Source organism: Lewinella sp. IMCC34191 (assembly GCF_003390935.1).
GTDB lineage: Bacteria > Bacteroidota > Bacteroidia > Chitinophagales > Saprospiraceae > Neolewinella.
This window is the reverse complement of the sequence record NZ_QNQZ01000007.1, coordinates 79739-101810: the sequence shown is the minus strand read 5'-3', so window position 1 is coordinate 101810 and position 22072 is coordinate 79739. Positions and strand designations below refer to the sequence as shown.

The 22072-nt window shown below is 57.9% G+C and carries 20 protein-coding genes; 11 read left to right on the top strand and 9 right to left on the bottom strand.

Going from position 1 to position 22072, the window contains the following annotated elements:
- The first annotated feature begins 34 nt into the window (after positions 1-34).
- Both DRW39_RS14240 and aceK read left to right on the top strand, forming a co-directional pair.
- Positions 35-877, top strand: coding sequence for an MBL fold metallo-hydrolase (locus tag DRW39_RS14240; RefSeq protein ID WP_116107729.1), 843 nt, complete (start codon positions 35-37; stop codon positions 875-877).
- Positions 878-902: 25 nt separating this feature from the next.
- The gene (gene aceK, locus DRW39_RS14235) at positions 903-2660 is read left to right on the top strand and encodes a bifunctional isocitrate dehydrogenase kinase/phosphatase (protein ID WP_116107728.1); all 1758 of its coding nucleotides are present in this window, start codon (positions 903-905) and stop codon (positions 2658-2660) included.
- Here aceK and DRW39_RS14230 read toward each other — a convergent pair whose 3' ends face one another.
- Positions 2661-3503 (bottom strand): DUF4380 domain-containing protein, encoded by an 843-nt coding sequence (locus DRW39_RS14230; RefSeq protein WP_116107727.1) that lies wholly within the window; start codon positions 3501-3503, stop codon positions 2661-2663.
- A 1030-nt stretch (positions 3504-4533) separates the two neighbouring features.
- On the opposite strand from DRW39_RS14230, the gene DRW39_RS14225 reads away from it, so the two are divergent.
- A complete protein-coding gene (locus tag DRW39_RS14225; RefSeq protein WP_116107726.1) occupies positions 4534-5817 on the top strand; it encodes a hypothetical protein in 1284 nt (427 codons plus the stop codon).
- On the opposite strand, the gene prmC is transcribed toward DRW39_RS14225, so the two are convergent.
- From prmC to DRW39_RS14210, 3 genes are all read right to left on the bottom strand, one after another.
- Complete coding sequence (prmC, locus tag DRW39_RS14220) at positions 5814-6698, bottom strand: peptide chain release factor N(5)-glutamine methyltransferase (RefSeq protein ID WP_116107725.1); 885 nt, start codon at positions 6696-6698, stop codon at positions 5814-5816. The two genes, DRW39_RS14225 and prmC, sit on opposite strands and share 4 nt — an antisense overlap.
- Positions 6680-7216: a dCTP deaminase gene (gene dcd / locus DRW39_RS14215; RefSeq protein WP_116107724.1), complete on the bottom strand. Its 537-nt coding sequence runs from the start codon at positions 7214-7216 to the stop codon at positions 6680-6682. The genes prmC and dcd overlap by 19 nt, the downstream gene beginning before the upstream one ends.
- 76 nt (positions 7217-7292) lie before the next feature.
- Entirely contained in the window at positions 7293-7991 is a 699-nt protein-coding gene (locus DRW39_RS14210) for a hypothetical protein (RefSeq protein WP_116107723.1), read from the bottom strand.
- A 195-nt stretch (positions 7992-8186) separates the two neighbouring features.
- Here DRW39_RS14210 and DRW39_RS14205 point away from each other — a divergent pair, with 195 nt between their 5' ends.
- Positions 8187-10205: a hypothetical protein gene (locus DRW39_RS14205; protein ID WP_157976117.1), complete on the top strand. Its 2019-nt coding sequence runs from the start codon at positions 8187-8189 to the stop codon at positions 10203-10205.
- 54 nt (positions 10206-10259) lie between these two features.
- Positions 10260-11537: an asparagine synthetase B gene (locus DRW39_RS14200; RefSeq protein WP_116107721.1), complete on the top strand. Its 1278-nt coding sequence runs from the start codon at positions 10260-10262 to the stop codon at positions 11535-11537.
- Between the two features lie 147 nt (positions 11538-11684).
- On the opposite strand, the gene DRW39_RS14195 is transcribed toward DRW39_RS14200, so the two are convergent.
- Positions 11685-12065: a four helix bundle protein gene (locus tag DRW39_RS14195; protein ID WP_116107720.1), complete on the bottom strand. Its 381-nt coding sequence runs from the start codon at positions 12063-12065 to the stop codon at positions 11685-11687.
- Positions 12066-12363: 298 nt separating this feature from the next.
- Positions 12364-12552, bottom strand: a complete 189-nt coding sequence (locus DRW39_RS14190; protein WP_116107719.1) for a hypothetical protein — start codon at positions 12550-12552, stop codon at positions 12364-12366.
- A 37-nt stretch (positions 12553-12589) separates the two neighbouring features.
- Between DRW39_RS14190 and DRW39_RS14185 the strand changes: the two genes are divergently transcribed.
- Together DRW39_RS14185 and DRW39_RS14180 are read left to right on the top strand one after the other, a co-directional pair.
- Entirely contained in the window at positions 12590-13078 is a 489-nt protein-coding gene (locus DRW39_RS14185; protein WP_116107718.1) for an asparaginase domain-containing protein, read from the top strand.
- A gap of 15 nt (positions 13079-13093) precedes the next feature.
- A complete protein-coding gene (locus DRW39_RS14180) occupies positions 13094-13708 on the top strand; it encodes a 1-acyl-sn-glycerol-3-phosphate acyltransferase (RefSeq protein WP_232830154.1) in 615 nt (204 codons plus the stop codon).
- 18 nt (positions 13709-13726) lie between these two features.
- Here DRW39_RS14180 and DRW39_RS14175 read toward each other — a convergent pair whose 3' ends face one another.
- Both DRW39_RS14175 and DRW39_RS14170 read right to left on the bottom strand, forming a co-directional pair.
- Positions 13727-14101, bottom strand: a complete 375-nt coding sequence (locus tag DRW39_RS14175; protein WP_116107717.1) for a GxxExxY protein — start codon at positions 14099-14101, stop codon at positions 13727-13729.
- Between the two features lie 80 nt (positions 14102-14181).
- Positions 14182-15375 (bottom strand): acetyl-CoA C-acyltransferase, encoded by a 1194-nt coding sequence (locus tag DRW39_RS14170; RefSeq protein ID WP_116107716.1) that lies wholly within the window; start codon positions 15373-15375, stop codon positions 14182-14184.
- A gap of 142 nt (positions 15376-15517) precedes the next feature.
- Here DRW39_RS14170 and DRW39_RS14165 point away from each other — a divergent pair, with 142 nt between their 5' ends.
- Positions 15518-16321 (top strand): M23 family metallopeptidase, encoded by an 804-nt coding sequence (locus tag DRW39_RS14165; protein WP_116107715.1) that lies wholly within the window; start codon positions 15518-15520, stop codon positions 16319-16321.
- A gap of 172 nt (positions 16322-16493) precedes the next feature.
- Here the strand turns inward: DRW39_RS14165 and DRW39_RS14160 are convergent, their stop codons facing one another.
- Positions 16494-17918, bottom strand: coding sequence for a TlpA family protein disulfide reductase (locus tag DRW39_RS14160; RefSeq protein ID WP_116107714.1), 1425 nt, complete (start codon positions 17916-17918; stop codon positions 16494-16496).
- 125 nt (positions 17919-18043) lie between these two features.
- On the opposite strand from DRW39_RS14160, the gene tesB reads away from it, so the two are divergent.
- From tesB to DRW39_RS14145, 3 genes are all read left to right on the top strand, one after another.
- Positions 18044-18901 (top strand): acyl-CoA thioesterase II, encoded by an 858-nt coding sequence (gene tesB, locus DRW39_RS14155; RefSeq protein WP_116107713.1) that lies wholly within the window; start codon positions 18044-18046, stop codon positions 18899-18901.
- Positions 18902-18953: 52 nt separating this feature from the next.
- Positions 18954-19601 carry a hypothetical protein gene (locus tag DRW39_RS14150; protein WP_116107712.1) on the top strand — a complete coding sequence of 216 codons (648 nt, stop codon included), beginning with the start codon at positions 18954-18956 and terminating at the stop codon, positions 19599-19601.
- Between the two features lie 352 nt (positions 19602-19953).
- Positions 19954-21897 (top strand): ABC-F family ATP-binding cassette domain-containing protein, encoded by a 1944-nt coding sequence (locus DRW39_RS14145; protein ID WP_116107711.1) that lies wholly within the window; start codon positions 19954-19956, stop codon positions 21895-21897.
- Positions 21898-22072 lie beyond the last annotated feature (175 nt).

Genomic DNA, 22072 nt, shown 5'->3' with positions numbered 1-22072 from the left:
GTATAACCCATACCGTTCATTTGATTGCGGACTTATGAGAACATATCAAGATACGGACACGCTGACTGTATTCGAGAGTGCCCTCTTTCGTACCACCACCATAATGATCGTCGGTTCCGATCACCTGCTATTGGTTGATCCGAACTGGCTACCCGACGAAATCGACGAGATCGGCAGGCAAGTGGATAAATATAAAGGCGACCGCGACTGCCACCTCCTGTTCACCCACTCCGATTACGATCACATTATCGGTTACGGCCGTTTTCGGGATTTCAACGTGATCGCTTCCCGGGCCTTCGTCGACCAAGCTAAACGGGAAGACATCCTCCAGGAAATCCGAGACTTCGATGACCAGTACTACATCGAGCGCGATTATCCCATCCTCTACCCCACCGTCAATACCGTAATCGACGCGCCGGTCCATTCCATCCGGCTTGGAGGTGAAGATTACGAGATACACCAGGCCCCCGGCCACAACGACGACTCTATCGTCGTGCTCAACCGCTCCCGCGGCATTCTGGTGGCCGGCGACTACCTCAGCAATGTGGAATTTCCCTACGTCTACGATTCGGTGAAGCGATACCGCTCCACGCTGGACCTATTTGAAAAGCTGCTGCGGGAGCGGAACATCGGTCTGCTCATTCCCGGTCACGGCGACCCGACGGATAGTCAGACGGAGATGTGGAATCGCCTGACGGAAGCCCGCCGGTACCTTAACGATCTGGAGGAATCCGTAAGAAGGAAGCGGCCCTTCGATCTACCCGGCCTGTTCCGCCGGTACCGCTTTCCGAAAATTATGCAGTCCTTTCACGAGGGCAACCACCGGAAAATGGTCGCGTACGTCAGTGGGACGGACGGGGCTACTAGGAATGGATGATGGTGACCACCTACCTTAGCTCCCTATGAAAAGCGTTGATCCTGCGTTTACCGCCCTAATCCATTACGAAGCGGCACACCGTATCCTGATGGGGTATATGGACTATTACTACCGCTTCAAGCTGATCACCAAGCGAGCACGGCTGCGCTTCGAGCAGCGCGACTGGCACGGTACGCAGGCCGACGCGGTAAGCCGCATTTCCCTATACCGGCAGGAAGTAAGCAAAACCACCGCCAGCCTGCAGCAAATGCTGGAGGCGGTGCACCCGGACGATGACTTTTGGAAGCAGGTGAGCGATGCCTTCGCCGAGGAAATCGCGCACTTCAATACCCGCAACATCGCCGAAACCTTCTTCAATTCCGTCTACCGGCACACGCACGGTATCGGCGCGGACCCATCCGTAATGTTCGTGGTACGCACCGGCAGCTACCGGGAGTACCAGGGCCTGACTTCCATCACCTACGACTTCGATCTCACCGGTGTACCCTTACGGGACGTGATCTACCAGGTCCTGGACCGGTTCCCCTTTACGGTGGAGTGGGAAGACCGCAACCGCGACATCCGCCTCGTGGCCGAACGTTGGGAATCCCACCCGGCCGGCGGGGCACAGCGTCTCGAAGTACTGACCTCGGTTTTCTATCGGAACAAATCGGCCTACATCGTCGGCCGGGTATTGGATGGGGAGCACGTCTATCCATGGATCCTTCCCCTCCTGCATCCACCGGAAAGGGGCATCCTCATTGACGCCCTTTTGCTGGAAACCGACCAGGTAGTATCCATCTTCAGCTACCACCGCTCGTACTTTTTGGCGGACATCAGCGTCCCCAGTGACATGGTCGACTTTCTCCACACCTTCATGCCGAGTAAACGCATCAGTGAGCTATACAACGCCATCGGTTTCGAGAAGCACGGCAAGACGGTTTTCTACCGGGAGCTACTGCGCCACTTCCGCGATACGGCCAGCGATCCACAGGAGGTATTCACTTCCGCCCCGGGCATAGCGGGTATGGTAATGTACGTGTTTACCAGTCCGCGGCTGAATATGGTATTCAAGATCATCCGCGACCAATTCGCCCCGCCCAAACAAGTCAGTGCGGAGGTGGTGAAGGAAAAGTACGACCTCGTCAAGCGCCACGACCGGGTTGGCCGCATGGCCGACAGCTACCTTTTCGAGAAGCTCTCCCTTCCGCGGGAACGTTTCGCGGAGAGCTGCCTGGAAGAACTGCGTAAAACGGCGCCCTCCAAAGTGGAGCTGCTCGACGATAGTGTCATGATCTCCCACGTGTACGTCGAAAAGGAAATGACACCCCTGAATATCTTTCTCCAGCGGGCCGACGAGGCGATGGCCCAGAAGGCGCTCCGGGACTACGGACGGGCCATCAAACAACTGGCCGCCGCGAATATCTTTCCGGGTGACCTGCTCATGAAAAACTTCGGCGTGACCCGCGTAAACCGGGTTGTCTTTTACGACTACGACGAGATCGAACTGGTGACGGATTGCAATTTTCGGCACATTCCCGAGCCGCGGACGCCCGAAGAGGAGATGGCCAGCCACCCGTGGTATTACGTCGGGCCGAAGGACATCTTTCCGGAGGAATTTCCGGCTTTCCTGCTCCGTTCCGGTGCCCAACTGAATTACCTTAAATCACAGCACGGCGAGATATTCGACGCCGACTTCTGGAACGACGTCAAGCAGCGCCTGCTCGCGGGCGAGATCATGGACGTCTTCCCCTACCGTACGGGGTGGCGTTTTCTACAGACGCCTCCAAAGGTCAGCAACTGATTACTCCCTGCCCACTACCCATTTCGTACGAAGGGTACTCGTTTCGTCGTAACCCAGTCTGCGATAATCGCCGTGTAGCTCGAACTCGATAAAGCCGGCTTCCTGGTCCAGGTAAATTTCCAACGGCGCCTGACCGGGCGCCACGCGGTAGTAATCCGAAACGACCGTATGCTTTTCCAACCGGATACCGTCATGGGTATAGACAGCCGGAATGCTGTCGAGGTCGGCGAAGACCTTGACCTTGCCCTCGTGGCGATCGTCAACGGTGATCCGTCGGAGGCTGTCCTGGCTTTGAACGGTTTCGGCCGATCCGCGCTCGACCCGCAGGGAGTCACTGTAAAAGGAGAATTCTCCACCGTAGGGCAGTCGCGTGACCTCCCAGGCGCCGACCGAGCGGATGGAGTCCCCCTTATTCGTCAGCCAGTAGGTGAGCCCGATATCGGAATTCGGTCCCAGACGGTACCGCTTTTGCAGAACGAGTCCGGTTTTCGGATCCTGTTTACTGATGAGCAGGACGGAGTGGTCTTCCACCTTCTGTACCGAGTACGGCTCCCTGTCGAGAGTCGCGGGGGGCGGCCACGACCAATCGGCCTGGGGCGCCGGCCATGCCGTACTGCCGAACTGGAAACCGCTGCTGTCACGAGTAGTCGGCAAAACTTCCTGGCCGGCGTACTGCAGGCTCACCAGCCTTCCGCCGAGTCGTGGATCCACCTGAATGGTCAGGCTGTCGCGGGTCAGGGTGATCACGTCCTCCCCCTCCGCGTCTGCTTTATCCGGATTACAGGCACAGACGGTAAATGCCAATAGCAGCACTGAAAAATAGCTGGTGTATGCTTTCATCATCCGGTTTGGGTGGCTGAACGCTTAAGAAGATTTATTTGGACATGCACGAAGGTAGGCACCCGGTACCGGACCGATCCTCGTCGTGTAAAGGATTAACTAATCAGCAGACGCACCGCTTTCGGGGCAGGAAAACTGCCCGGGTAACCGCGTGCATCCGCGACGGTACGCGATCCGTATCCCTATTATCGGCCCCGGCCGGGAGCAGCGAAGCGTCCTTCATTGCATACGAATGCACTCCACCGGGAGCCATTGAAAGATGGGCGACCTCCCGTATCCTTCTCTTCGCGCCGGCCGTCCCGCGGGGCAGAAAATTTTTTCACCCATCGTGGGTAACCTTTTCGCCCTTCCCGCATAAACGGCAAGGAAGATACACTATAGAACACCGTATTTCAGCCGGTCCTCTGATAGCACCTAGGCTTTTTTAGATTTTTAGACGGTAGCGCTCGGCCCCTGCGGGTCGGGCGCTCCTTATTGTAACGCCATACGCTCCATCGGACGAACAGCAGCGAAAGGCTCGCTTTCTGGACGCTGGTAAGATCATCAACCCATTCGTTACGCCCTGGAAAGCAACTCGTGGAAGGTGGAAGCGGAGTCGGTCGGCTGCCGGGTGTCGCTGTCGGCGGTGGAAACGGGAACCACCCGGCAAGGCTTCCCCTCAAACGGAAAGGTATCGCCCAGCCCGCTGGCCGGCGATAGTTGCGCGCAGGGCAGCCCTCTTCGCTTCGCGCGGCGTACGCTTGAAAAATTCGGATCGTAGGCCTCGATAACAACGGATTTGCCGGGAAATAAGGAGCTTTTCCGGACTTCCCCTCTATAGCGCCCGCAATCAACCGGTAGTTGGACACTTTTCCGGAGTCCGGGGTAACACTTTTCGTGCTTACGGTATAAACGACACAGGAAGCACATGGTGGACTAGGATATTCCTAACCACTCCTTTGATAGCACTGATGCTTTGTATTTTGCGGTAGCGCCCGATCCCTACGGATTGGGCGCCCTTTATTTCGCCGCGGTCTATCTTGTCCGCCGCCCTATGACCGACCACCTTCTCCAACTGGCTCCCGACCCCAAGACCCTCGAAGCGGGTCGTCGGTTGTTCTACAGTCGCCGCTGGCGCCTGCTCGGCGGTGACGGCGAATGGCTGTGGGGAGAGTTCGACTACAACGGCCGGCGGGCCATCGAATCCGCCGTCCAGGTTGCGGAGGGTAAGTTCTTCTGCAGTTGCCGGGCACGGGCACGGCCCTGCGCCCACGGTCTGGCCCTGGTATTCTTGCTTAAAAACAACGCCGATCGCTTTACCGTCGGCCAGCCCCCGGACTGGGTGCGTTCGGTGCAGCACCATTCTTTCCGTCCCGCGCGCGAGATCAAGGACGAGGAAAAGGCCGACGACCGGCTGGCCGCCCGGCTCGACCTAATGACCGACGGCATCAACGAACTCGAGCTGCGACTGCTGGACGTAGCCCGCCAGGGCATTGCCGACACCCTCGGCCAGGGACCGGACACCTGGACCGCCATCGCCACCCGCCTCACGGACGCGAAGCTTCCCGGCCTGGCGGGCCGTATCCGCCGGCTGATCGATTTACCGGAAGAAGAAGCCGAGCATACCACCGCCCGCACACTGGGCGACCTCTTCCTCTTCATTCGGTCGTGGCGCATCCGCGATGAATTCAGCCCCGACCGGCGGAATGAGTTGTACCAGACGGCCGGCATCAACACCCGTCGCGGCGATCTGCTGCAACGTCCCGGCAAAGCCGACCACTGGCTGGTCATGGGTACCGTCGAGGGGGAGGAGGACCGCCTGCGCTACCGCCGGGTCTGGTTGCGGGGCGAAAAGAGCAAACGCTACACTCTCCTACTGGACTACGTTTTCGGGCGGGCGCCCTTCGAGCAATCCTGGCCGCTATCGGCCTCTTTCGAAGGCAGCGTGCATTACTATCCCGGCAGCTACCCGCAACGGGGCATCTTTCCAGAACCACGCGCGGGAGGCCGGCCGTACGATGGCCTGATCGGATATACCACATTCGAAGAAATGCTGGCGAATTATCGTCGGGCGATCGGCGTGAACCCCTGGCTCATTCACTACCCGGTGTACCTGGCGGAAGTTAGACCGCTCAAGGCCGGCCGCCAGTTACTGCTGGTGGATAGTCAGCAGAAATCCGTTCCCGTCACGCCGGCCTTCGACGGTTTTTATCGCCTGCTCGCGGTTTCCGGTGGGCAGGCGGTGGCCATCTTCGCGGAATTCGACGGCTACCGGCTGCGGCCGTTGAGTTTACTGACGGAAACGGGATTCGTGCCCGCGGAGCAGCCGGCCAGCTAGTCTTCCAGCTGCACGCGCACCATGCGCCACTTGCCCTGGAGGTCCTTGCGCCGTTCCACCCGCCGGTACCCCAGGTCGCGGAACATGCGCATCACCTGATCGCTGTTATTCTCGTTCGTTTCTGCGTAGACGTAGCCACCGGTGCGCAGAGCGGTAAGTCCGATCTCGCCGATCTTGCGGTAGAATACCAGGGGATCGTCCTCAGGCACGAACAGCGCCAGTTCGGGCTCGTGGACCAGCACGGATTCGCCCATCTGCTTGCGCTCGGACGGTGGGATATAGGGCGGGTTACTCACGATAATATCGTAGAGCCCCTCGTGGGCCAGTCGACCTTCCAGTACGTTCCCCTCCTTAAAGGTGACGTTGGATTGCAGCGCTTCCCGGTTCTTGTCGGCCACTTCCAGCGCTTCCTTACTGACGTCTACTCCTTCGCACATCCACTCCGGCCGCCGGTCCTGGATGGCCAGCGGGATACAGCCGGATCCGGTACCGAGGTCGACGATGTGCCGGGAGGTACCGGCCGGATGATCGTCGAGGATCCACTCTACCAGCTCCTCGGTTTCCGGACGGGGGATGAGGACGGCGGGCGTGACGGTGAGTTGCAGACCGTAGAAATCGGCGATGCCGGTCACGTACTGCACCGGCTCTCCGCCGTGCAGTCGATTGAGCGTCACCCAGGCGAGCAGTTCTTCGTCGGAAGTGAGCATACGGGGCCGGTTGCCCTGCCGCCAGCCGAAAACGTCTTCCATGACCAGTCGGGTGACAGAGGCGGCCTCACCGGCCCCGAGGGCCGTCTTGAGTTCACGGATGAAGTGTTTCGAAAGATCGTCGGTACGCACGGGGAGGACGTTGGCGGCCTGGGTCAGAAGGAGTTCTTCCACATCATCGATTCCATCGGCCGGTCGCTTACGCTGTTGTACTTCGCGTTGGGCTTCTTGTTGTAGTAATTCTCGATGTCGCCGTCGACACCAAAGTAGATCAATTGTCCGATCGGCATGCCGGCGTAGACGCGTACGGGATGGGTACAGCTGATCTCCAGCGTCCAGTGGTTACAGAAGCCGACGTCGCCCTTACCGGCGGTGGCGTGAATGTCGATCCCCAGCCGGCCCACGCTGCTCTTTCCCTCGAGAAAGGGGACGCTGCTGTGGGTCTCGGTGTATTCCAGGGTGACGCCGAGGTAGAGGGTATTCGGATGTAGGACGAATCCTTCCGGGCCGATGGTCATTTCCTCGATCTCGTTGTGTTGCCGGGCGTCGAGGATGTGGTCCTTGTACCGGGCCAGGTGCTTACCGAGATGCACGTCGTAGCTGTTGGTACCCAGGTTGGCCCGGTCGAAGGGCTTGATCACGATCTCGCCGCGGTCCATGGCCGCCAGTATCTTCTTGTCACTCCAGATCATGGCGCAAAGGTAGCGTTTCCGGTTTGTCCGGCTGGCTTTGACAATGTTAAGTGCTGCCGCTCCGCAATGGCGGGTCCTATTCCACGGCTTCTACCCGCTCGATTGCCACGGTGGCCTCGTAGGTTTCGACCGGCCGAAAATCCTCCAACCAGTAGTCGGTACTGTACACCGTGAGCTCGAAAGCGTCGTCTTCAAGGGGACGGGATTCCATCCGGTAGAGGATGTGCTTCGCGGTGGGAAAGCTACCGCCCTTTAACTCGTCTTCGTACAAGCGGTGCAGGAGGGCGTGCCCGTCCATAGCCGGAGCCAGTAGGCGCAGTACCAGTGCCGGGTCCGGATTAGTGAGAAGATCGGCGGCATCCTGTTTGGTGCTCACCCGGATCACCAACTGGCGTCCGTCGGGTTTGGGGTGGCCGCCGTTGAACGCCGCGTAGAGTAAGCTCCCAACCCGGTAGAATCCGGCGTGGTGCTCGGGTTCGGGGTATTCTTCCCACAGCCTCTCCGTGTCCATTTCGTGGCTGCTGTTCTGCCGCTGCCCCTTGGTCAGGGTGCCTTCGGGAAAGACGTAAGAAAGGAGAAGGTCGGCGGCCTCCGCCTTGGGCAGGTCGGCCAGTGACATATAGGCCATTTCCTGAATCTCCTTATCGGACAATTCGGATTGGTCACCGTATTCCGTCAGGGACAGGATCTCCCGAAAGTCATCGGTCGTCCAGTCTCCCGGTAATTGCAGGAGCGAATCGGTGGATACCTGGCTGACTACGAAAGTTACTTGCATAGGATAAGAACGTGGCGGAAGTTCCCTTGTGCGGCGGAGCGCAGGTAGAATGAGCGTCGTCGAAGTCCGGTCTCCCAAAACGACCGGCTTTATACCTGCGCCCCGTCGCAAAATTTTCATTATCACGCACGCGATCAGCTGGTTACCGTATATTCGCCGCGCACTACGCACCCGCAAACCTTAGCTGTTTCTTTCATGACACGTCACATCCTGATGGCGGCCCTGCTGGTGTTGGTCGTTACCGATCTACCGGGGCAATTCGAAGTACACGTAGATGCAAGTGCGCTTGCCCGGAGCTGGGACGTCTCCCCACTTGGGCTCAATCTGAATACCCTCACCGACGGAGACGATAATCGCGTAGCCGGTGCCCGCCCGCTGTCGGAGGCCATCGCGGAAACCGGCGTTACCTATCTGCGGTTTCCGGGCGGGGAAAAATCCGACGTCTACGAATGGGCGGCCCCGCCCTACGACGACCCGGCCACCTCCGGGCTCCTGCGTAAGGGAGACACCCTCGACTGGCCCTTCACAGACACCCGTTTCTGGAACAAGGAGCTGGACTCCTGGGCCAACGATAACTACAACTTTGACGACTTCATGGCGGACTGCCTGGCTACGGGGGCCGAGCCGGTCATTTCCGTGGCCTTTGACGGCATGTACAAACCGCCCACCGAGTTGAGCACCGCCACGCTGACGAAGGAACAAGCCCTCGAAATGGCCGTCGAATGGGTACGCTACGCGAATGTGACCCACGACTACGGCATAAAATACTGGATGCTCGGCAACGAGACCTGGAAGGATGAGACCTACGCCGGCGTAAGACCCGCCTGGGATGTCTACGGCCGGGATGTCGCCGAATTCGCGGCCGCCATGAGGGAGGTGGATCCCACGATCCTGATCGGGATTAACGGCGATAACACGAATGACCTGTATACGGTCCTCCAGGAATGCGCGGACGTCGTGGACTTCATCGACGTACATACCTATCCCGCTTTTTTCTATCCGCCTTTCGCTTATTATCAGGACTACACGGATTACCGCGACGATCTCATCGATCCCATCCATATGGTGAATACGGCGCAGGCCGCCATCGACCGCCTGAGCGATAAGCAACTGCGGGACAAGCTATTCGTGACCGTCATGGAAACCTCCGCCACCACTTTCTTCGTGGATGACGTGGTCACGCCCTGGCTGACGGGCAACCACCTGGGGCTGTCGCTAGCGAATTTCGACGTGATGGCGCAGCTCCTCGAGGACGACCGCGTGAAGATCGCGCAGTACTGGAACTCCCGGTGGATCAACCCCGATGCCGGCATATCGCATACCTACGATCTGTTCACCGGAACGAACGAGCTGAATGCCAGCGGTCAGGCCGTGGCGCTATTGGCAAATGAGGTCCTGGATGGCATGCTGGCAACTGAATCCGATGGACGGGTGCGCACCTTCGCTACCGGTTCCGCGGACGGTGAGTTGCTTACGATCTTTCTCCTCAACAAGGCCACGGAGGCTTCCCCCACTACGCTGACCGTGGATGGATTCGTAGACCTGGCCGTAGGCAGCCAATCCGTTTTCAGCGGACCATCGGTATCCGGAGTAAAGACGACTTACCGGGATGAAGAGACCGTCATTCTTGAGAACAACACGATTTTGTTGGACCTGCCGGCCACTTCGCTCACGGTTTTACGCTTCGACCGGGCGCAGACAGGAACGACGTCCCTCCCCGTGACCCTTATTGAATTCGATGGAGTCGCAAGCGGGGAAGGCAATCGTCTTTGGTGGTCGGCCCAGGAAACAGGTGCTTTTGCGGGTTACGGGATCGAGCGAAGTACCGGCGACGGCGATTGGCAACAACTCGCCTTCGTGCCGGCCAACACCGGCCCGTCACCTTCTACGTACGAGTACACCGACACACCGGGCACCACGGCGTACTACCGGCTGCGGCTGCAGGAGGCGGATGCTACCTTTCGGTATTCACCCACCATCCGGCTAACGGGAAGCCCCCTGAACACCTTCGCGTACCCAAACCCGACCCGCGGTCCCGTCCGCCTCTCCCGGGAACTGGTGGGCAGAGCGTTCAGGGTTACTAACGATATGGGCCGTACCGTACGCACCGGACGAATCGCCCCTTCGGGTATCGTGTCGCTTAGCGGACTACCCGGCGGAATATATCACCTCATCCTGGAGGATACTACCCCATTTCGTGTCGTGAAGCGGTAGGGTGGCTACACCTAATCCGGACTTCATCCGTTAATTTGGGTGAAAGCTTTCCCTATGCGCCGTAGACTATCCCTATTTATCCTCCTGCTTGTTTTCAGCGCCGCCGCCCGGGCCTCGACCATTCTTATCCCGATGGACGATAGCCAGACTGACCACCTGAAAGCCTACGGCATCGCGTACTGGGTACTCAACAACGACATCGAAGCCTGGTGGCTGCTCAATTACCGCGGCGGCAGTTTCGCCTTCCAGCACAGTCGTGCCTTCGAGCGGGAATGCCTGGCCCGGGGTGTCAAATACGAGGTGATTCCCGACAGCCGCTTTAACGGCATCCTGGAGGAGATTGCCGACCCCGAACGGAACATGGACGCGATGAAACTGGAGAAAGCACCCAAGATCGCCGTCTACACCCCCGACTACAACTTCCGGGAGGGTACGGAGGTCCAGCCCTGGGACGACGCGGTGACCCTGGTACTTACCTACGCCGAGATCCCTTATGAGACCATCTACGATACCGAAGTACTCAACGACGAGCTGGCGCAGTACGACTGGCTGCACCTGCACCACGAAGACTTCACCGGACAATTCGGACGGTTTTACCGCAGCTTCCACACCGCGCCCTGGTATCGGCGGCAGGTAGCGTACCAGGAAGAATTAGCGGCGAAAAACGGCTATGAGAAAGTCAGCCAACTGAAACTGGGCGTCGTTAAAAAGGTCCGGGAATACGTCGGCGGCGGCGGCTTCATGTTCGCCATGTGCTCGGCCACCGACAGCTACGACATCGCCCTGGCCGCCGACGGCGTAGACATCAACGCCCAGTACTACGACGGCGACGGTGTCGACCCCCAGGCCCAACAGAAATTGGACTTCAGCAAGACCTTCGCCTTCGAGAACTTCCAGCTGGAACGCAATACACTGGAATACGAGTTCAGTTCCATCGACCACAATCCCCGTCCCGTCACCCCCGAGCAAGACTACTTCACGCTATTCGACTTCAGCGCCAAGTGGGACCCCGTCCCCACCATGCTCACTCAGAACCACGTCCGCACCGTTAAGGGCTTCATGGGGCAGACCACCGCCTTCCGCAACCAGCACATCAAGAGCAGCGTCCTGGTACTCGGGGAGAATAAACCTGCCAGCGAAGCGCGCTACATCCACGGTCAATTCGGGGAGGGTTTCTTCACCTTCTACGGTGGCCACGACCCGGCGGACTATCGCCACCTGGTGAATGATCCGGAGACGGATTTGAGCTTGCACCCGAATAGTCCCGGTTATCGGCTGATCCTCAACAACATTCTCTTTCCGGCGGCTAAGAAGAAGAAACGGAAGACGTAGTAGAGGCTCGCTGCGCTCGCGGTAGGGGCCTGCGGCCGGTAGAGCTCGCTGCGCTCGCGATAGAGACTGGATGCGCTGCGCTTTTCAGCAGTAGAGCGCCCTTCGGTCGCGGTGGTACTTGAGTAGATGTTTATATCAGTTACCTGGCTAGAGCACTTTCCAATTGGCAAAGCGGGCCGGGTTGTTGAGCATATAGGTCAATAATTTGCCGACCTCTTCGGATAGCTGACAGAGTTCCCGGTACTGATTTTTGTCTATGTATTTAGTATCAAAAGCGAAATCAAGCCAGACCTGCGTCTCATAATTTTCAGCGATCGCTATCGATAGTTTTGAGCGATAATGTCTGGGATACGAGCGCACCCCGTACACTTCCGCGAGATTGGCACATACGGAGCGCGACGACCTGCGAATCTGATCAATCATACTGTACTCCACACGGGGGAAGTTGGCGGAAATACGATAAACGGATCGGGCCTGCACGAAGGCTTTGCGATAAGCCGCCCAGGTACGAAATCCAGAGGTATGCATCTTTAGGGTCAATTGATTTGTCGCAAACCTCTCCACTCCTGTTCCCACTAGTCGTCAACTAACCGTTTACTTGCGTATATATTCGTTTGCAAACGCTTAGAAAGAAATAAAAATAAGCTCGCCTCTACCCGCGACCGCAGGGAGCTCTACCGCGAACGAAGTGAGCCTCTACCGCGAGCAAAGCGAACTCTACACGCGACCGCAGGAAGCTCTACCGCGAGCAAAGCGAACTCTACACGCGACCGCAGGAAGCCTCTACCACGAGCAAAGCGAGCTCTACCGCAAACGAAGTGAGCCTCTACTTATGGCAGAAATCACACTTATTGATCGGTCGTGCCGAGGTGTTGATGGCCTTGCCCCGCGTGAGGCTCACCACCCAGGCAACCGACATGGTTAAGCGGTGCACCTTGTCGAGCATACTCATCTTACGGCTGCAGCGCGGACATTTGGCCGGCCAGAGGTAGTCCCTGAAAATCGATGTCATCATAGCGGAAATGATACTTTTGCAATTACAATTTAATACCTTGATTCAGATCTTCGTTACCGGCGGCACCTTCGATAAGGAATATGACTACGTGACGGGCAAACTGTTCTTCCGCGACAGTAGCCTGCCCAAAATGCTGGAAGTCGGCCGCTCCACCCTCGACGTCAATATTCGTACCCTTATGATGGTCGACAGCCTGGAGATCGGCCCCCAGGACCGCGAGAACATCGCTAACAATTGTCGCCGGGCGGAAACCGACCAAATCCTCATCACGCACGGCACCGATACCATGACCGACACGGCCGAGCACCTGGCCAAGGCCGACATCCGCGGGAAGACCATCGTCATTACCGGCGCCATGATCCCCTATGCCTTCGGCAGTTCTTCGGACGGATTCTTTAACTTGGGCAGTGCGCTGGCCTTCGTGCAGTCGCTTCCCGCCGGAGTATACATCGTGATGAACGGTCGCTATTTCACCTGGGACGGGGTACAGAAGAACCGCGCCACCGGATTATTTGAAGCTATTTAACCGAACCTACCTCCTATGATGCCCGCCTGGCTGGCCCGTTTCATGTTCCGCCTGAACGGTATGCGGTTCGTCGACCACAACCACGGCGACTGGCCGAAAAAATGCGTGGTCCCAACGGGTCCGCACACCAGTAATCGGGACTTTCCCTACGGCATCTACGCCCGGGCGGCGGCGGGGCGCTACATCCAGTTCGTAGCCAAGTCGAGCCTATTCAAGGGGCCGGCGGGATGGGCGATGAAGTTTATGGGGGGCGTCCCCGTCGTACGGGAGAAACGCACCAATTTCGTGCAGGCCGTTGCCCAAATCTTCGAGGAGCGCGACGAGTTCTATCTCTGCATCGCCATGGAAGGCACCCGGAAAAAGGTCGACCGCTTTAAGACCGGCTTCTACTGGATCGCCCGGGAGGCGAACGTCCCCATGGTCTTCGCCAAGTTCGACTTCGGCAACCGGGTGATCGAATTCTCCAAACCCTTCTACCCTACCGGCGACGTCCGCGCGGACTTTGACTTTATCTACCGCTACTTTGACGGGGTGGAGGGGCTGGTGGCTGGGAATAGTTTTGAGTATGATCCTTTGGTATTGGAGGAGCTGCCTTCGGGAGAAAGCTCAACACAGATTACGTCGGATTAGGGCACGGATTCTCACAGATTACATGATGTATCGCTTGATGCCCTCCTGCATGTTTTTGACGTTGAAGTTCATCAACAAGCCAATCTTGCAGCCTGAAAGCCGTAAGTAAGTCAGTATCTGTGCGGTATGCACCGGTGCAAAATCTTCAACGGCTTTCAGTTCAAGTATTACCCGATTTTCAACCAGCAGATCCACCCGGTAACCGCCATCCAATTGCACGCCTTGGTAGTGAACCGGAAGCGGTCGTTGTCGATCGACCTGCAATCCTTGCTGACGGAGATCGAAAGCAAGACACGTTTCGTATACAGATTCCAAAAGGCCGGGTCCCAAAGCTTTGTGGACACGGAAAGCAGCGCCACGCACGGCATACGTGATGTCATTTATTTCTCTCATGGTGGTCGAATAAGACCACTAAAATAAACAAAATGTTTTAATCCGTGAGAATCCGCGCCCTAATCTGTTACAATCTGTGTTTAAATTTTTTCAAGGACCATAGCCGAAGCCCCACCCCCACCATTACAAAGCGTAGCTAACCCATACTTCCCCTCCCGGGAGTGCAGCACGTTGATCAGCGTCACCAAGATGCGGGCACCAGAGGTACCCAGCGGGTGACCCAGCGAAACCCCACCACCGTGGACGTTCATATTATCCCCTTTCAGGCCTAGTTCCTTGGCGAAGGCCATGGGCACGACGGAGAAGGCCTCGTTCACTTCGAGGTAATCCATATCTTCCATCGTCAGGCCCGCACGCTCGGCGGCCAGGGGGGCGGCCTTCGTGGGGGCGGTGGTGAACCACTGCGGCTCGTGGGCGGCATCGGCGAAGGAGACGATCTTGGCCAGGGGCGTCAGGCCTAGTTCGTTGAGGGCGCGCTGGCTGACCAGGACGAGCGCCGCGGCCCCGTCGTTGATGGTACTGGCGTTGGCGGCCGTCACGGTGCCTTCCTTGGAGAAGGCGGGGCGCAGGCTGGCCATCTTGTCGAACTTGACCTTCTTGTACTCTTCGTCTTCGTCGATGACCAGGTCGTCGCCGCGGCGCTGGGGTACGCTGACCGGGACGATCTCATTCTTGAAAATTCCCTTCTCGGTGGTATCGGCGCTGCGCTTGTAGGAATTGGTGGCGTATTCGTCCTGCTCCTCGCGGGTGAAGCCGTACTTGGTGGCCGTGGCGTCGGCGCAGGTACCCATGGCGTTCTGATCGTAGGCATCGGTGAGGCCGTCCTTGGTGAGGCCGTCGATGAGCTTGCGGTCGCCGAACTTGGCGCCCCAGCGGGCATCGGCCACGTAGTAGGGTATGTTGGACATGCTCTCCATGCCGCCGGCCACAACCACGTCGTGGTGACCGAGCATGATGGTCTGTGCGCCAAACATGACGGCTTTCATACCGCTACTACAAACTTTATTGACGGTAGTACAGGGTACGGTATTCGGAATACCGGCACCGAGTGCGGCCTGGCGAGCAGGAGCCTGCCCGAGGTTCGCACTGACCACGTTGCCCATAAACACTTCCTGTACTTTATCTGCCGGAACGCCGGACTTCTCCAGCGCTCCCTTGATGGCCGCACTTCCCAGCTGCGTGGCGGAAAGCGAAGCCAGGGCTCCTCCAAAGGATCCGATCGGGGTACGGACGGCGGAGACGATGTAAACGGGGGGGTGGTTGTGCTTGGGCATGATCCTGAATTTTGGCTAAGATAGTTGTCTTGCTAACAGTTGGTAAATGGTAAAAGGTTGGACAGCTCATCAGTCCGGCTTAGCTCCCTCATCTCCCTTATCTTGAGAGCAATCCGCTTACCTAACCCACACACCTGACTGGATGATCCGGATCGGTTTCCTGTTTTTTTGCCTCTACGCTAACGGCATCCTCGCCCAAAAACCGCTCGTGGAAGCGGTGGAAGATAAGGGAGGTTATCGGATCGAAGTAACCAACCCTAGTTATCTCCCCGTGTCCATGATCTTCAATTTCCAACTACAAAATCTCCGGGTGGACGGCGGGGTGGATACCTTGGTCGTGCGACCGAACTCGCGCCAGACGGTGCACCGGTTATGGGCCGTCAGTCCAAATCGGGGCTACAGTTTTCGGTACGATTACACCTACCATACCGGCGATTACCGCGTTCGCCGGTACGACACGGCTTACGTCTACGAATTGCCGTTCCGTGGAACAGTGCCCCGCCGTGTGATACAGGGCTACAATGGTCGTTTTTCACACACTGATCGGGCAGCCCTCGATTTCGACATGCCCGAGGGCACTGAAATTCATGCCGCCCGCCCCGGCCGGGTGGTGGAAGTAATCAATAACAACGAATCAGGTTGCTCGGACCCAATTTGCATGAACTTCAGCAATCTTGTCCGCATCCTCCATAGAGACGGAACGATCGCCGAGTACGTTCACCTCCGCCAGCATGGCACAACGGTGAAAATAGGCCAGAAAGTAAACAATGGGGACTTAATCGGCTACAGTGGCAACACCGGCTTCAGCACCGCGCCCCATCTGCATTTCGCCGTGTACCAGCAGCGTTTTGGTCACCGCATCTTTTTACCTACTACTTTTCGCACCGCTTTTGGACAGGTTATCCTGGTACAGGGCAAAAGTTACAGCCCTCAAAAGAGCGAGTGATTTCCCTTGCGCTACGTAGCCTTTGCAGAACTCGTGCAACAGCATGAATTAAACGATGTTTCTTGCGACGGTGCGCTGGATAAAGCACTTGACACGGACAGGAACGCCCCATAGCAGCAAGAGACAATCGATGCCATAGCGGGCGTAACCATAAGGATGTCACAACTCATAATTATTCCGTGGTCCTTCGGGTATCCTGTGCAGGACCCTCCTTCGTTACGATGCGTTCGATATGCTGTCGCAGCAATCGCTCATCCGGTTTCGGGCAGTTGTTGCAGATCACCCCGCCGCCCGCGTCTACGAGTAAGTAGCGGGGTGCGCCCACCATACCGATGGCTTCTTCCACCTTATCCGTGCTCCCCGGCCAGAATAGCTGGTCAGTGGTAGGCATGTCGTGGCCGGCCACGTAATCTTCCCAGCGGTTACGTGGTGTCGCATAGCCCAGGTACACCAACCGCAAATCAGGGAAGGAACGAAGTAAGGCTTCCTCGTGGGGGTACTGTCGCACGCACGGGACGCAGCCCGGAAACCACAACTTATACAACACCGGGCGGCCGCGGAACTGCCGGGCGGGCACAATGGTGCGGGATGCCGGATCAGTAAAGGTCGCGGATAGCAAATTCATTACCCCGTCAGTAGTAGACCTCACCGCACGTAGCGAGTCCCGCAAATTGGAAAGAAAACTAACGTAAGGATCGGGGAGCTGCGAGGTGGCCTCGGCAACTAACTCATCCTTCACCGTATAGGTGGTCCGATCGTAGAGTTCCGATTCCACGAAGCGGGCTAGCCGTTCTTCCCGTTGCGGACTTTGCGCATCATGGTTTACTAGTATCCGCTCCAGCGTCGCCCGGCGAATAGCACTCTTGAGATCCTCCGCTACTCCATCTCCGACGGTTACGGAGGTATGGAAATTGCGCAAGCTGTAATACCCGGGACAATTCCTGCTGTTCTCATCACGGAGCAAGTCATTCAACCATATGCTGGTCGAATCGGGGAGCGATAGGGTGTCGGCCATAGCCATGCGTCGGTACCCCCGTATCGTCTCCATCTCCGTAGCGACCGCATATTCAGCTTCGGAGTGGACAAACGTCAGCAACCAGTCCGGATAGGCACCCCCGGCTTTCCACGCCGCCCGTTTGCTATCCAGCGAATCCAGCCGGTTCGCGTAGAATCGTTCCACCTCCGCCCATTCTCCCCGCACCGGTGTATCGGGCCCCTGTACGGGCAGCAGACTATCGAGCGTGGCAAGGGGGGCGTAGATCCGGTGTATTTCCTTGAATCCCTGCCCCGTCCAGACTACCGTGCGATCCTTTCCCGGAAACAGGTACGGAGACAGTTTGCCCAGCGGAGAAATGAACAGATAAGCACGTTCCGGCGCGTAAAGATGGGACGTAACCCGAAAGGTGTCACCGGGTGCTAGGGTATCGTTAAGCCCTTCGCGGTAAAATTCCATGTTTCGATGCTGCCAGCTCAGCGCGAGGCTATCCTCTCCGCGGTTGACCAGACGGAATTGCGTCGGCACCCGGTGGAGAAAGTCCAGGTCCGCCCAGGGCGGGGCCTGCTCTGCATTTTGCGGCGGAGCGCAGGAAGAAACCATGACCAGAAACAGGAAAGCTTGCCAACAACGACAGACAGGGAAACGCATACGACCGGGAGATGCCCTCAAGGGCCAATATGGTGTAAGCGGCCTCCGGTAATTTCACCTTGTTCTACCTTTACCCCATGAAGCAAATCAGCGAACTGCTCGGCTTACTCGATCTCGAACGCCTGGAGGTCAACCTCTTCCGCGGAGAAAGCCGCACCGTGGGTAGCGCCCGGGTATTTGGCGGGCAAGTGCTCGCCCAGTCGCTGGCGGCGGCCATCCAGACGGTCCCCGAAGACCGCTACGTCCATAGCCTGCACGGCTACTTCGTGCTGCCGGGCGACCTGGAGATACCCATCGTTTTCGAGGTAGACCGGATCCGCGACGGCGGAAGCTTCACCACCCGCGCCGTCAAAGCCATCCAGAACGGGCAAGCCATCTTTCACCTGACCGCCAGCTTTCAGCTCGATCAGCAGGGCTTCGACCACCAGGTCGATATGCCGGAGGTGCTGATGCCCGACGAACTGGTCAGCTACGAAGGCATGGCCAAGCAGTTCGGAGATCAGCTACCCAACAACATCCGCAAGATGCTCAGCATCGAACGACCGCTCGAGTTCCGGCCGGTCGAGTTCCTTAATCCCTTTAACCGGGAGAAATACGCACCCAGCCGCAACGTGTGGTTGCGTACGAAGGGCGAAATGCCGGACGACCGTCGTCTACAGGCCCTGGTACTCGCCTACGCCAGCGATTACAACCTGCTCACCACCGCCCTCCTTCCCCACGGGCGTGCCACCGACTACCGCAACCTGCAGATGGCCAGCCTCGATCACGCCATGTGGTTCCACCGGCCCTTCCGTACCGATGAGTGGCTGCTCTACAGCATGGACAGCCCCAGCACAAGCGGGGCGCGGGGATTTACCCGGGGTAATATTTTCAATGCGGAAGGCAAATTGGTGGCCAGCGTGGTACAGGAGGGGTTGCTGCGCGAAAAATCGTGAGTCCCGGACTTCTATTACAATCATTGACGTAGCCCGAAAACCGGCCCCATACATGGCAGATAAAATGTACCTCATCGTCGGTTTCGTGATCTTTGTTATCGCACTGATCGTGTTCCTTATCTGGCTGATCAGACACCAGCGGAGCACCACGAGTGAGACCCAGTCCGCCATTTCCGACCGGGACCTTTTACGCAGAATCGCCGGTCAGCCCGATGGCTTCGTTACGCCGGCCAGCCTTTCGGAGCAGACGCAGCTGAGCAAGGGGGTCGCGCGAATACGCCTGCAGGCATTGCACCAGGCCGGCATCCTCGACCAGGCGCATAACGCTGGGCTGACCAGCTATTATTCCCTACGACATCCCCTGACCGACCGGGAAATAACGGAGCTTTCCCCCGAGCCCTTCCTGACGGTAGAGGATGTCATTACGCTGTTCGAATTGTACGATTACCGCCCGCGAGACCAGGACCTCATTCTCAGCACCGGCCTACCGCTCCGGCTAATCCGCCGGGAGATGAAGTATTTCGCTGACCAGGGCGTTGTCGACACGCTATTCGCTTCGGACGGCTACGGAAAACAGTCCCAGCGGATCTACGTACTGAAGGAACCGTATCGGAGCCAACCGGACCAATTCCGCGGTCGCGCCGAAGCCGACAATCTGGAGCTGAGAACGATTCTGCGGAACGACAACTTTATCGTTTAACAATACCTAGTCGTCTGCCCAGCGATAGCTGGTCCGCCGACGGGTCGCAGGACGAAGGACGAAGGACTGAATAATTGAGGGACTGAATTGCTGAATAGGCTGCCGCACGTTGACCCGCTCCCCCGGTAGACGGGGCTACCGCTAGGCGGAAGAGGGACTGAATCACTGATCAGGCTGCCGCATGTTGTAGCGCTCCCGGGGCAAACGCGCTACCGCTCGGCGGACCGGGGAGAGCTTACTTGCCCGCCGAAGAGTCTAGTGACCATCGATGGCCGTGAGCGACCGTGGAGGGGACTAACCCATTTCGTACCTTTGCGGCCATATACCCGTTCCTTTCCCCAATACCGACCAAATGCTTACCGCCACCGGCATCTACCAGCAATACGGAGACCGCGTCCTCTTCGACCACGTGACCTTCACCATTGGGACGCGCGACAAGGTCGGCCTGGTCGGCCGCAACGGGGCCGGTAAGTCCACCATGCTCAAAATCATCGCGGGAGACATCTCTTCCGACGAGGGTAAGGTGCAGCGCGAGACCGGCTCAACGCTCGGCTTCCTGCACCAGGAGATGGACCTGCCCACCGGCAATACCGTCATGGAGGAAACCCTGACGGCCTTCGCCCACATCCAGGAGATGGAAGACCGGCTGGAGGAACTCAATAAGGAAATGGAGGTGCGTACCGACTATACCTCCGACTCCTACTCGGACATGCTGGAGGAATTCACCCACCTCACGGAGAAATTCGCGCTGGTCGGCGGGATCACGATGGAAGCGGAAGCCGAGCGCGTACTGAAGGGACTGGGCTTCGCACAAAAGGACTTCAACCGGCAGACCACCGAGTTTTCCGGCGGCTGGCAGATGCGCATCGAACTGGCCAAGATGCTGCTCCAGCGGCCGGATTACCTGATGCTGGACGAACCGACCAACCACCTCGATATTGAGTCGATCATCTGGCTGGAAAACTGGCTGAGCAGTTACGCCGGGGCGGTCATCACCATCAGTCACGACCGCCAGTTTCTTGATAACGTCACCAATCGTACGCTGGAAATAGAGCTCGGCAAGGTCTACGATTACAAAGCGGGCTACAGCAAGTACATAGAACTTCAGGCCGAGCGCCGCGAGAAGGCCGAAGCCGCTTACCTCAACCAGCAAAAGGTGATTGCCGACAAGGAGCGGACCATCAACCGCTTCATGGCCAAGGCTACGAAGACCAAGATGGCGCAGTCGATGCAGAAGCAGCTCGACAAAATCGAGCGGATCGAACTCGACGAGACAAACACGGCGGTGATGAACCTGCGTTTCCCACCCGCCCCCCGCTCCGGTGCCATCACGCTGAAGGCCAAGGACGTGACCAAAACCTACGGTAAGCTCAACGTCCTGCGCGGCGTGGACTTAAAAGTAGACCGGGGCGATCGCGTCGCCTTCGTCGGGCAAAACGGGCAGGGAAAGACTACGCTGGCCAAGATCCTGATCGGCAAAATACCGGCGACCAAGGGGGAGGTCGAACTGGGCCACAACGTAAGCGTGGGCTACTACGCCCAGAACCAGAGCGACGCCCTCGACGGCAATAAGACGCTGCTGGAAACCATGGAAGAGGCCAGTCCGCCCGAAATGCGGACCCGACTACGCGGCATTCTGGGGGCATTCCTCTTCACCGGGGAAGACCAGGATAAGAAGGTGATGGTCCTTTCCGGTGGGGAACGTGCCCGCCTCGCGCTGGCCTGTATGCTGCTGAAGCCCTTCAATCTGCTGGTACTGGACGAACCGACCAACCACCTGGATATGGCCAGCAAGGACATGCTCAAGCAGGCCCTGATGGACTACGACGGCACCCTGCTGGTGGTCAGTCACGACCGGGAGTTCCTAGCGGACCTGACGGACCGCACGATCGAATTCCGGGATCACCTGCTGTACGAGCACTTAGGCGACGTCAACACCTTCCTCGAAAAGCGGCAGCTGAATGACATGCGCAGTGTCGAGCTGGAAAAGCCGAAGCAGAATGGCTCATCGTCGGATATGGCGTCCGGTCTTTCAGAAGCTCCTTTACCTGCGCCCCGTCGCAATCTGAATAACGAGGAGCGGCGTGCGCTTCAGAAAGAGGTTAGCAACGCCGAGCGCAAGATCGAGCGTCTGGAAAAAGAGATCGAAAAGATCCACCTGAAGATGTCCGACCCCAACTTCTACGACGATGCGGAGCGGGTGGAAAAGGTGACCGGCCAGCTCAAGGAAAAGCAGTCCGAGCTGGAGAAGGTGATGGAAGAGTGGGAGGCGGCCAGCACCGAATTGGGCGACTGACCCCATACCTATGGGGCGGTAAGTATCAGGTAAGTGTAAGCTTTCCGGCAAATATTTCGCGGGCAGGAATTTTACCTTTAAAAAATTCCTAATTCTGAGCTAATCGCTATACTTTTTGGCGGCACCAAGCGTATAATACGCAACGGGTTCGCCTGGTGTTCATTTGTCTCTCATA

What these genes read in the sequence shown, in the direction of transcription:
- DRW39_RS14240 (WP_116107729.1), top strand. Translation starts at nt 35, where the DNA reads ATGAGAACATATCAAGATACGGACACGCTGACTGTATTCGAGAGTGCC.
- aceK (WP_116107728.1), top strand. Translation starts at nt 903, where the DNA reads ATGAAAAGCGTTGATCCTGCGTTTACCGCCCTAATCCATTACGAAGCG.
- DRW39_RS14230 (WP_116107727.1), bottom strand. Translation starts at nt 3,503, where the DNA reads ATGATGAAAGCATACACCAGCTATTTTTCAGTGCTGCTATTGGCATTT.
- DRW39_RS14225 (WP_116107726.1), top strand. Translation starts at nt 4,534, where the DNA reads ATGACCGACCACCTTCTCCAACTGGCTCCCGACCCCAAGACCCTCGAA.
- dcd (WP_116107724.1), bottom strand. Translation starts at nt 7,216, where the DNA reads ATGATCTGGAGTGACAAGAAGATACTGGCGGCCATGGACCGCGGCGAG.
- DRW39_RS14210 (WP_116107723.1), bottom strand. Translation starts at nt 7,991, where the DNA reads ATGCAAGTAACTTTCGTAGTCAGCCAGGTATCCACCGATTCGCTCCTG.
- DRW39_RS14205 (WP_157976117.1), top strand. Translation starts at nt 8,187, where the DNA reads ATGACACGTCACATCCTGATGGCGGCCCTGCTGGTGTTGGTCGTTACC.
- DRW39_RS14200 (WP_116107721.1), top strand. Translation starts at nt 10,260, where the DNA reads ATGCGCCGTAGACTATCCCTATTTATCCTCCTGCTTGTTTTCAGCGCC.
- DRW39_RS14195 (WP_116107720.1), bottom strand. Translation starts at nt 12,065, where the DNA reads ATGCATACCTCTGGATTTCGTACCTGGGCGGCTTATCGCAAAGCCTTC.
- DRW39_RS14190 (WP_116107719.1), bottom strand. Translation starts at nt 12,552, where the DNA reads ATGATGACATCGATTTTCAGGGACTACCTCTGGCCGGCCAAATGTCCG.
- DRW39_RS14180 (WP_232830154.1), top strand. Translation starts at nt 13,094, where the DNA reads ATGATGCCCGCCTGGCTGGCCCGTTTCATGTTCCGCCTGAACGGTATG.
- DRW39_RS14175 (WP_116107717.1), bottom strand. Translation starts at nt 14,101, where the DNA reads ATGAGAGAAATAAATGACATCACGTATGCCGTGCGTGGCGCTGCTTTC.
- DRW39_RS14170 (WP_116107716.1), bottom strand. Translation starts at nt 15,375, where the DNA reads ATGCCCAAGCACAACCACCCCCCCGTTTACATCGTCTCCGCCGTCCGT.
- DRW39_RS14165 (WP_116107715.1), top strand. Translation starts at nt 15,518, where the DNA reads ATGATCCGGATCGGTTTCCTGTTTTTTTGCCTCTACGCTAACGGCATC.
- DRW39_RS14160 (WP_116107714.1), bottom strand. Translation starts at nt 17,918, where the DNA reads ATGGTTTCTTCCTGCGCTCCGCCGCAAAATGCAGAGCAGGCCCCGCCC.
- tesB (WP_116107713.1), top strand. Translation starts at nt 18,044, where the DNA reads ATGAAGCAAATCAGCGAACTGCTCGGCTTACTCGATCTCGAACGCCTG.
- DRW39_RS14150 (WP_116107712.1), top strand. Translation starts at nt 18,954, where the DNA reads ATGGCAGATAAAATGTACCTCATCGTCGGTTTCGTGATCTTTGTTATC.
- DRW39_RS14145 (WP_116107711.1), top strand. Translation starts at nt 19,954, where the DNA reads ATGCTTACCGCCACCGGCATCTACCAGCAATACGGAGACCGCGTCCTC.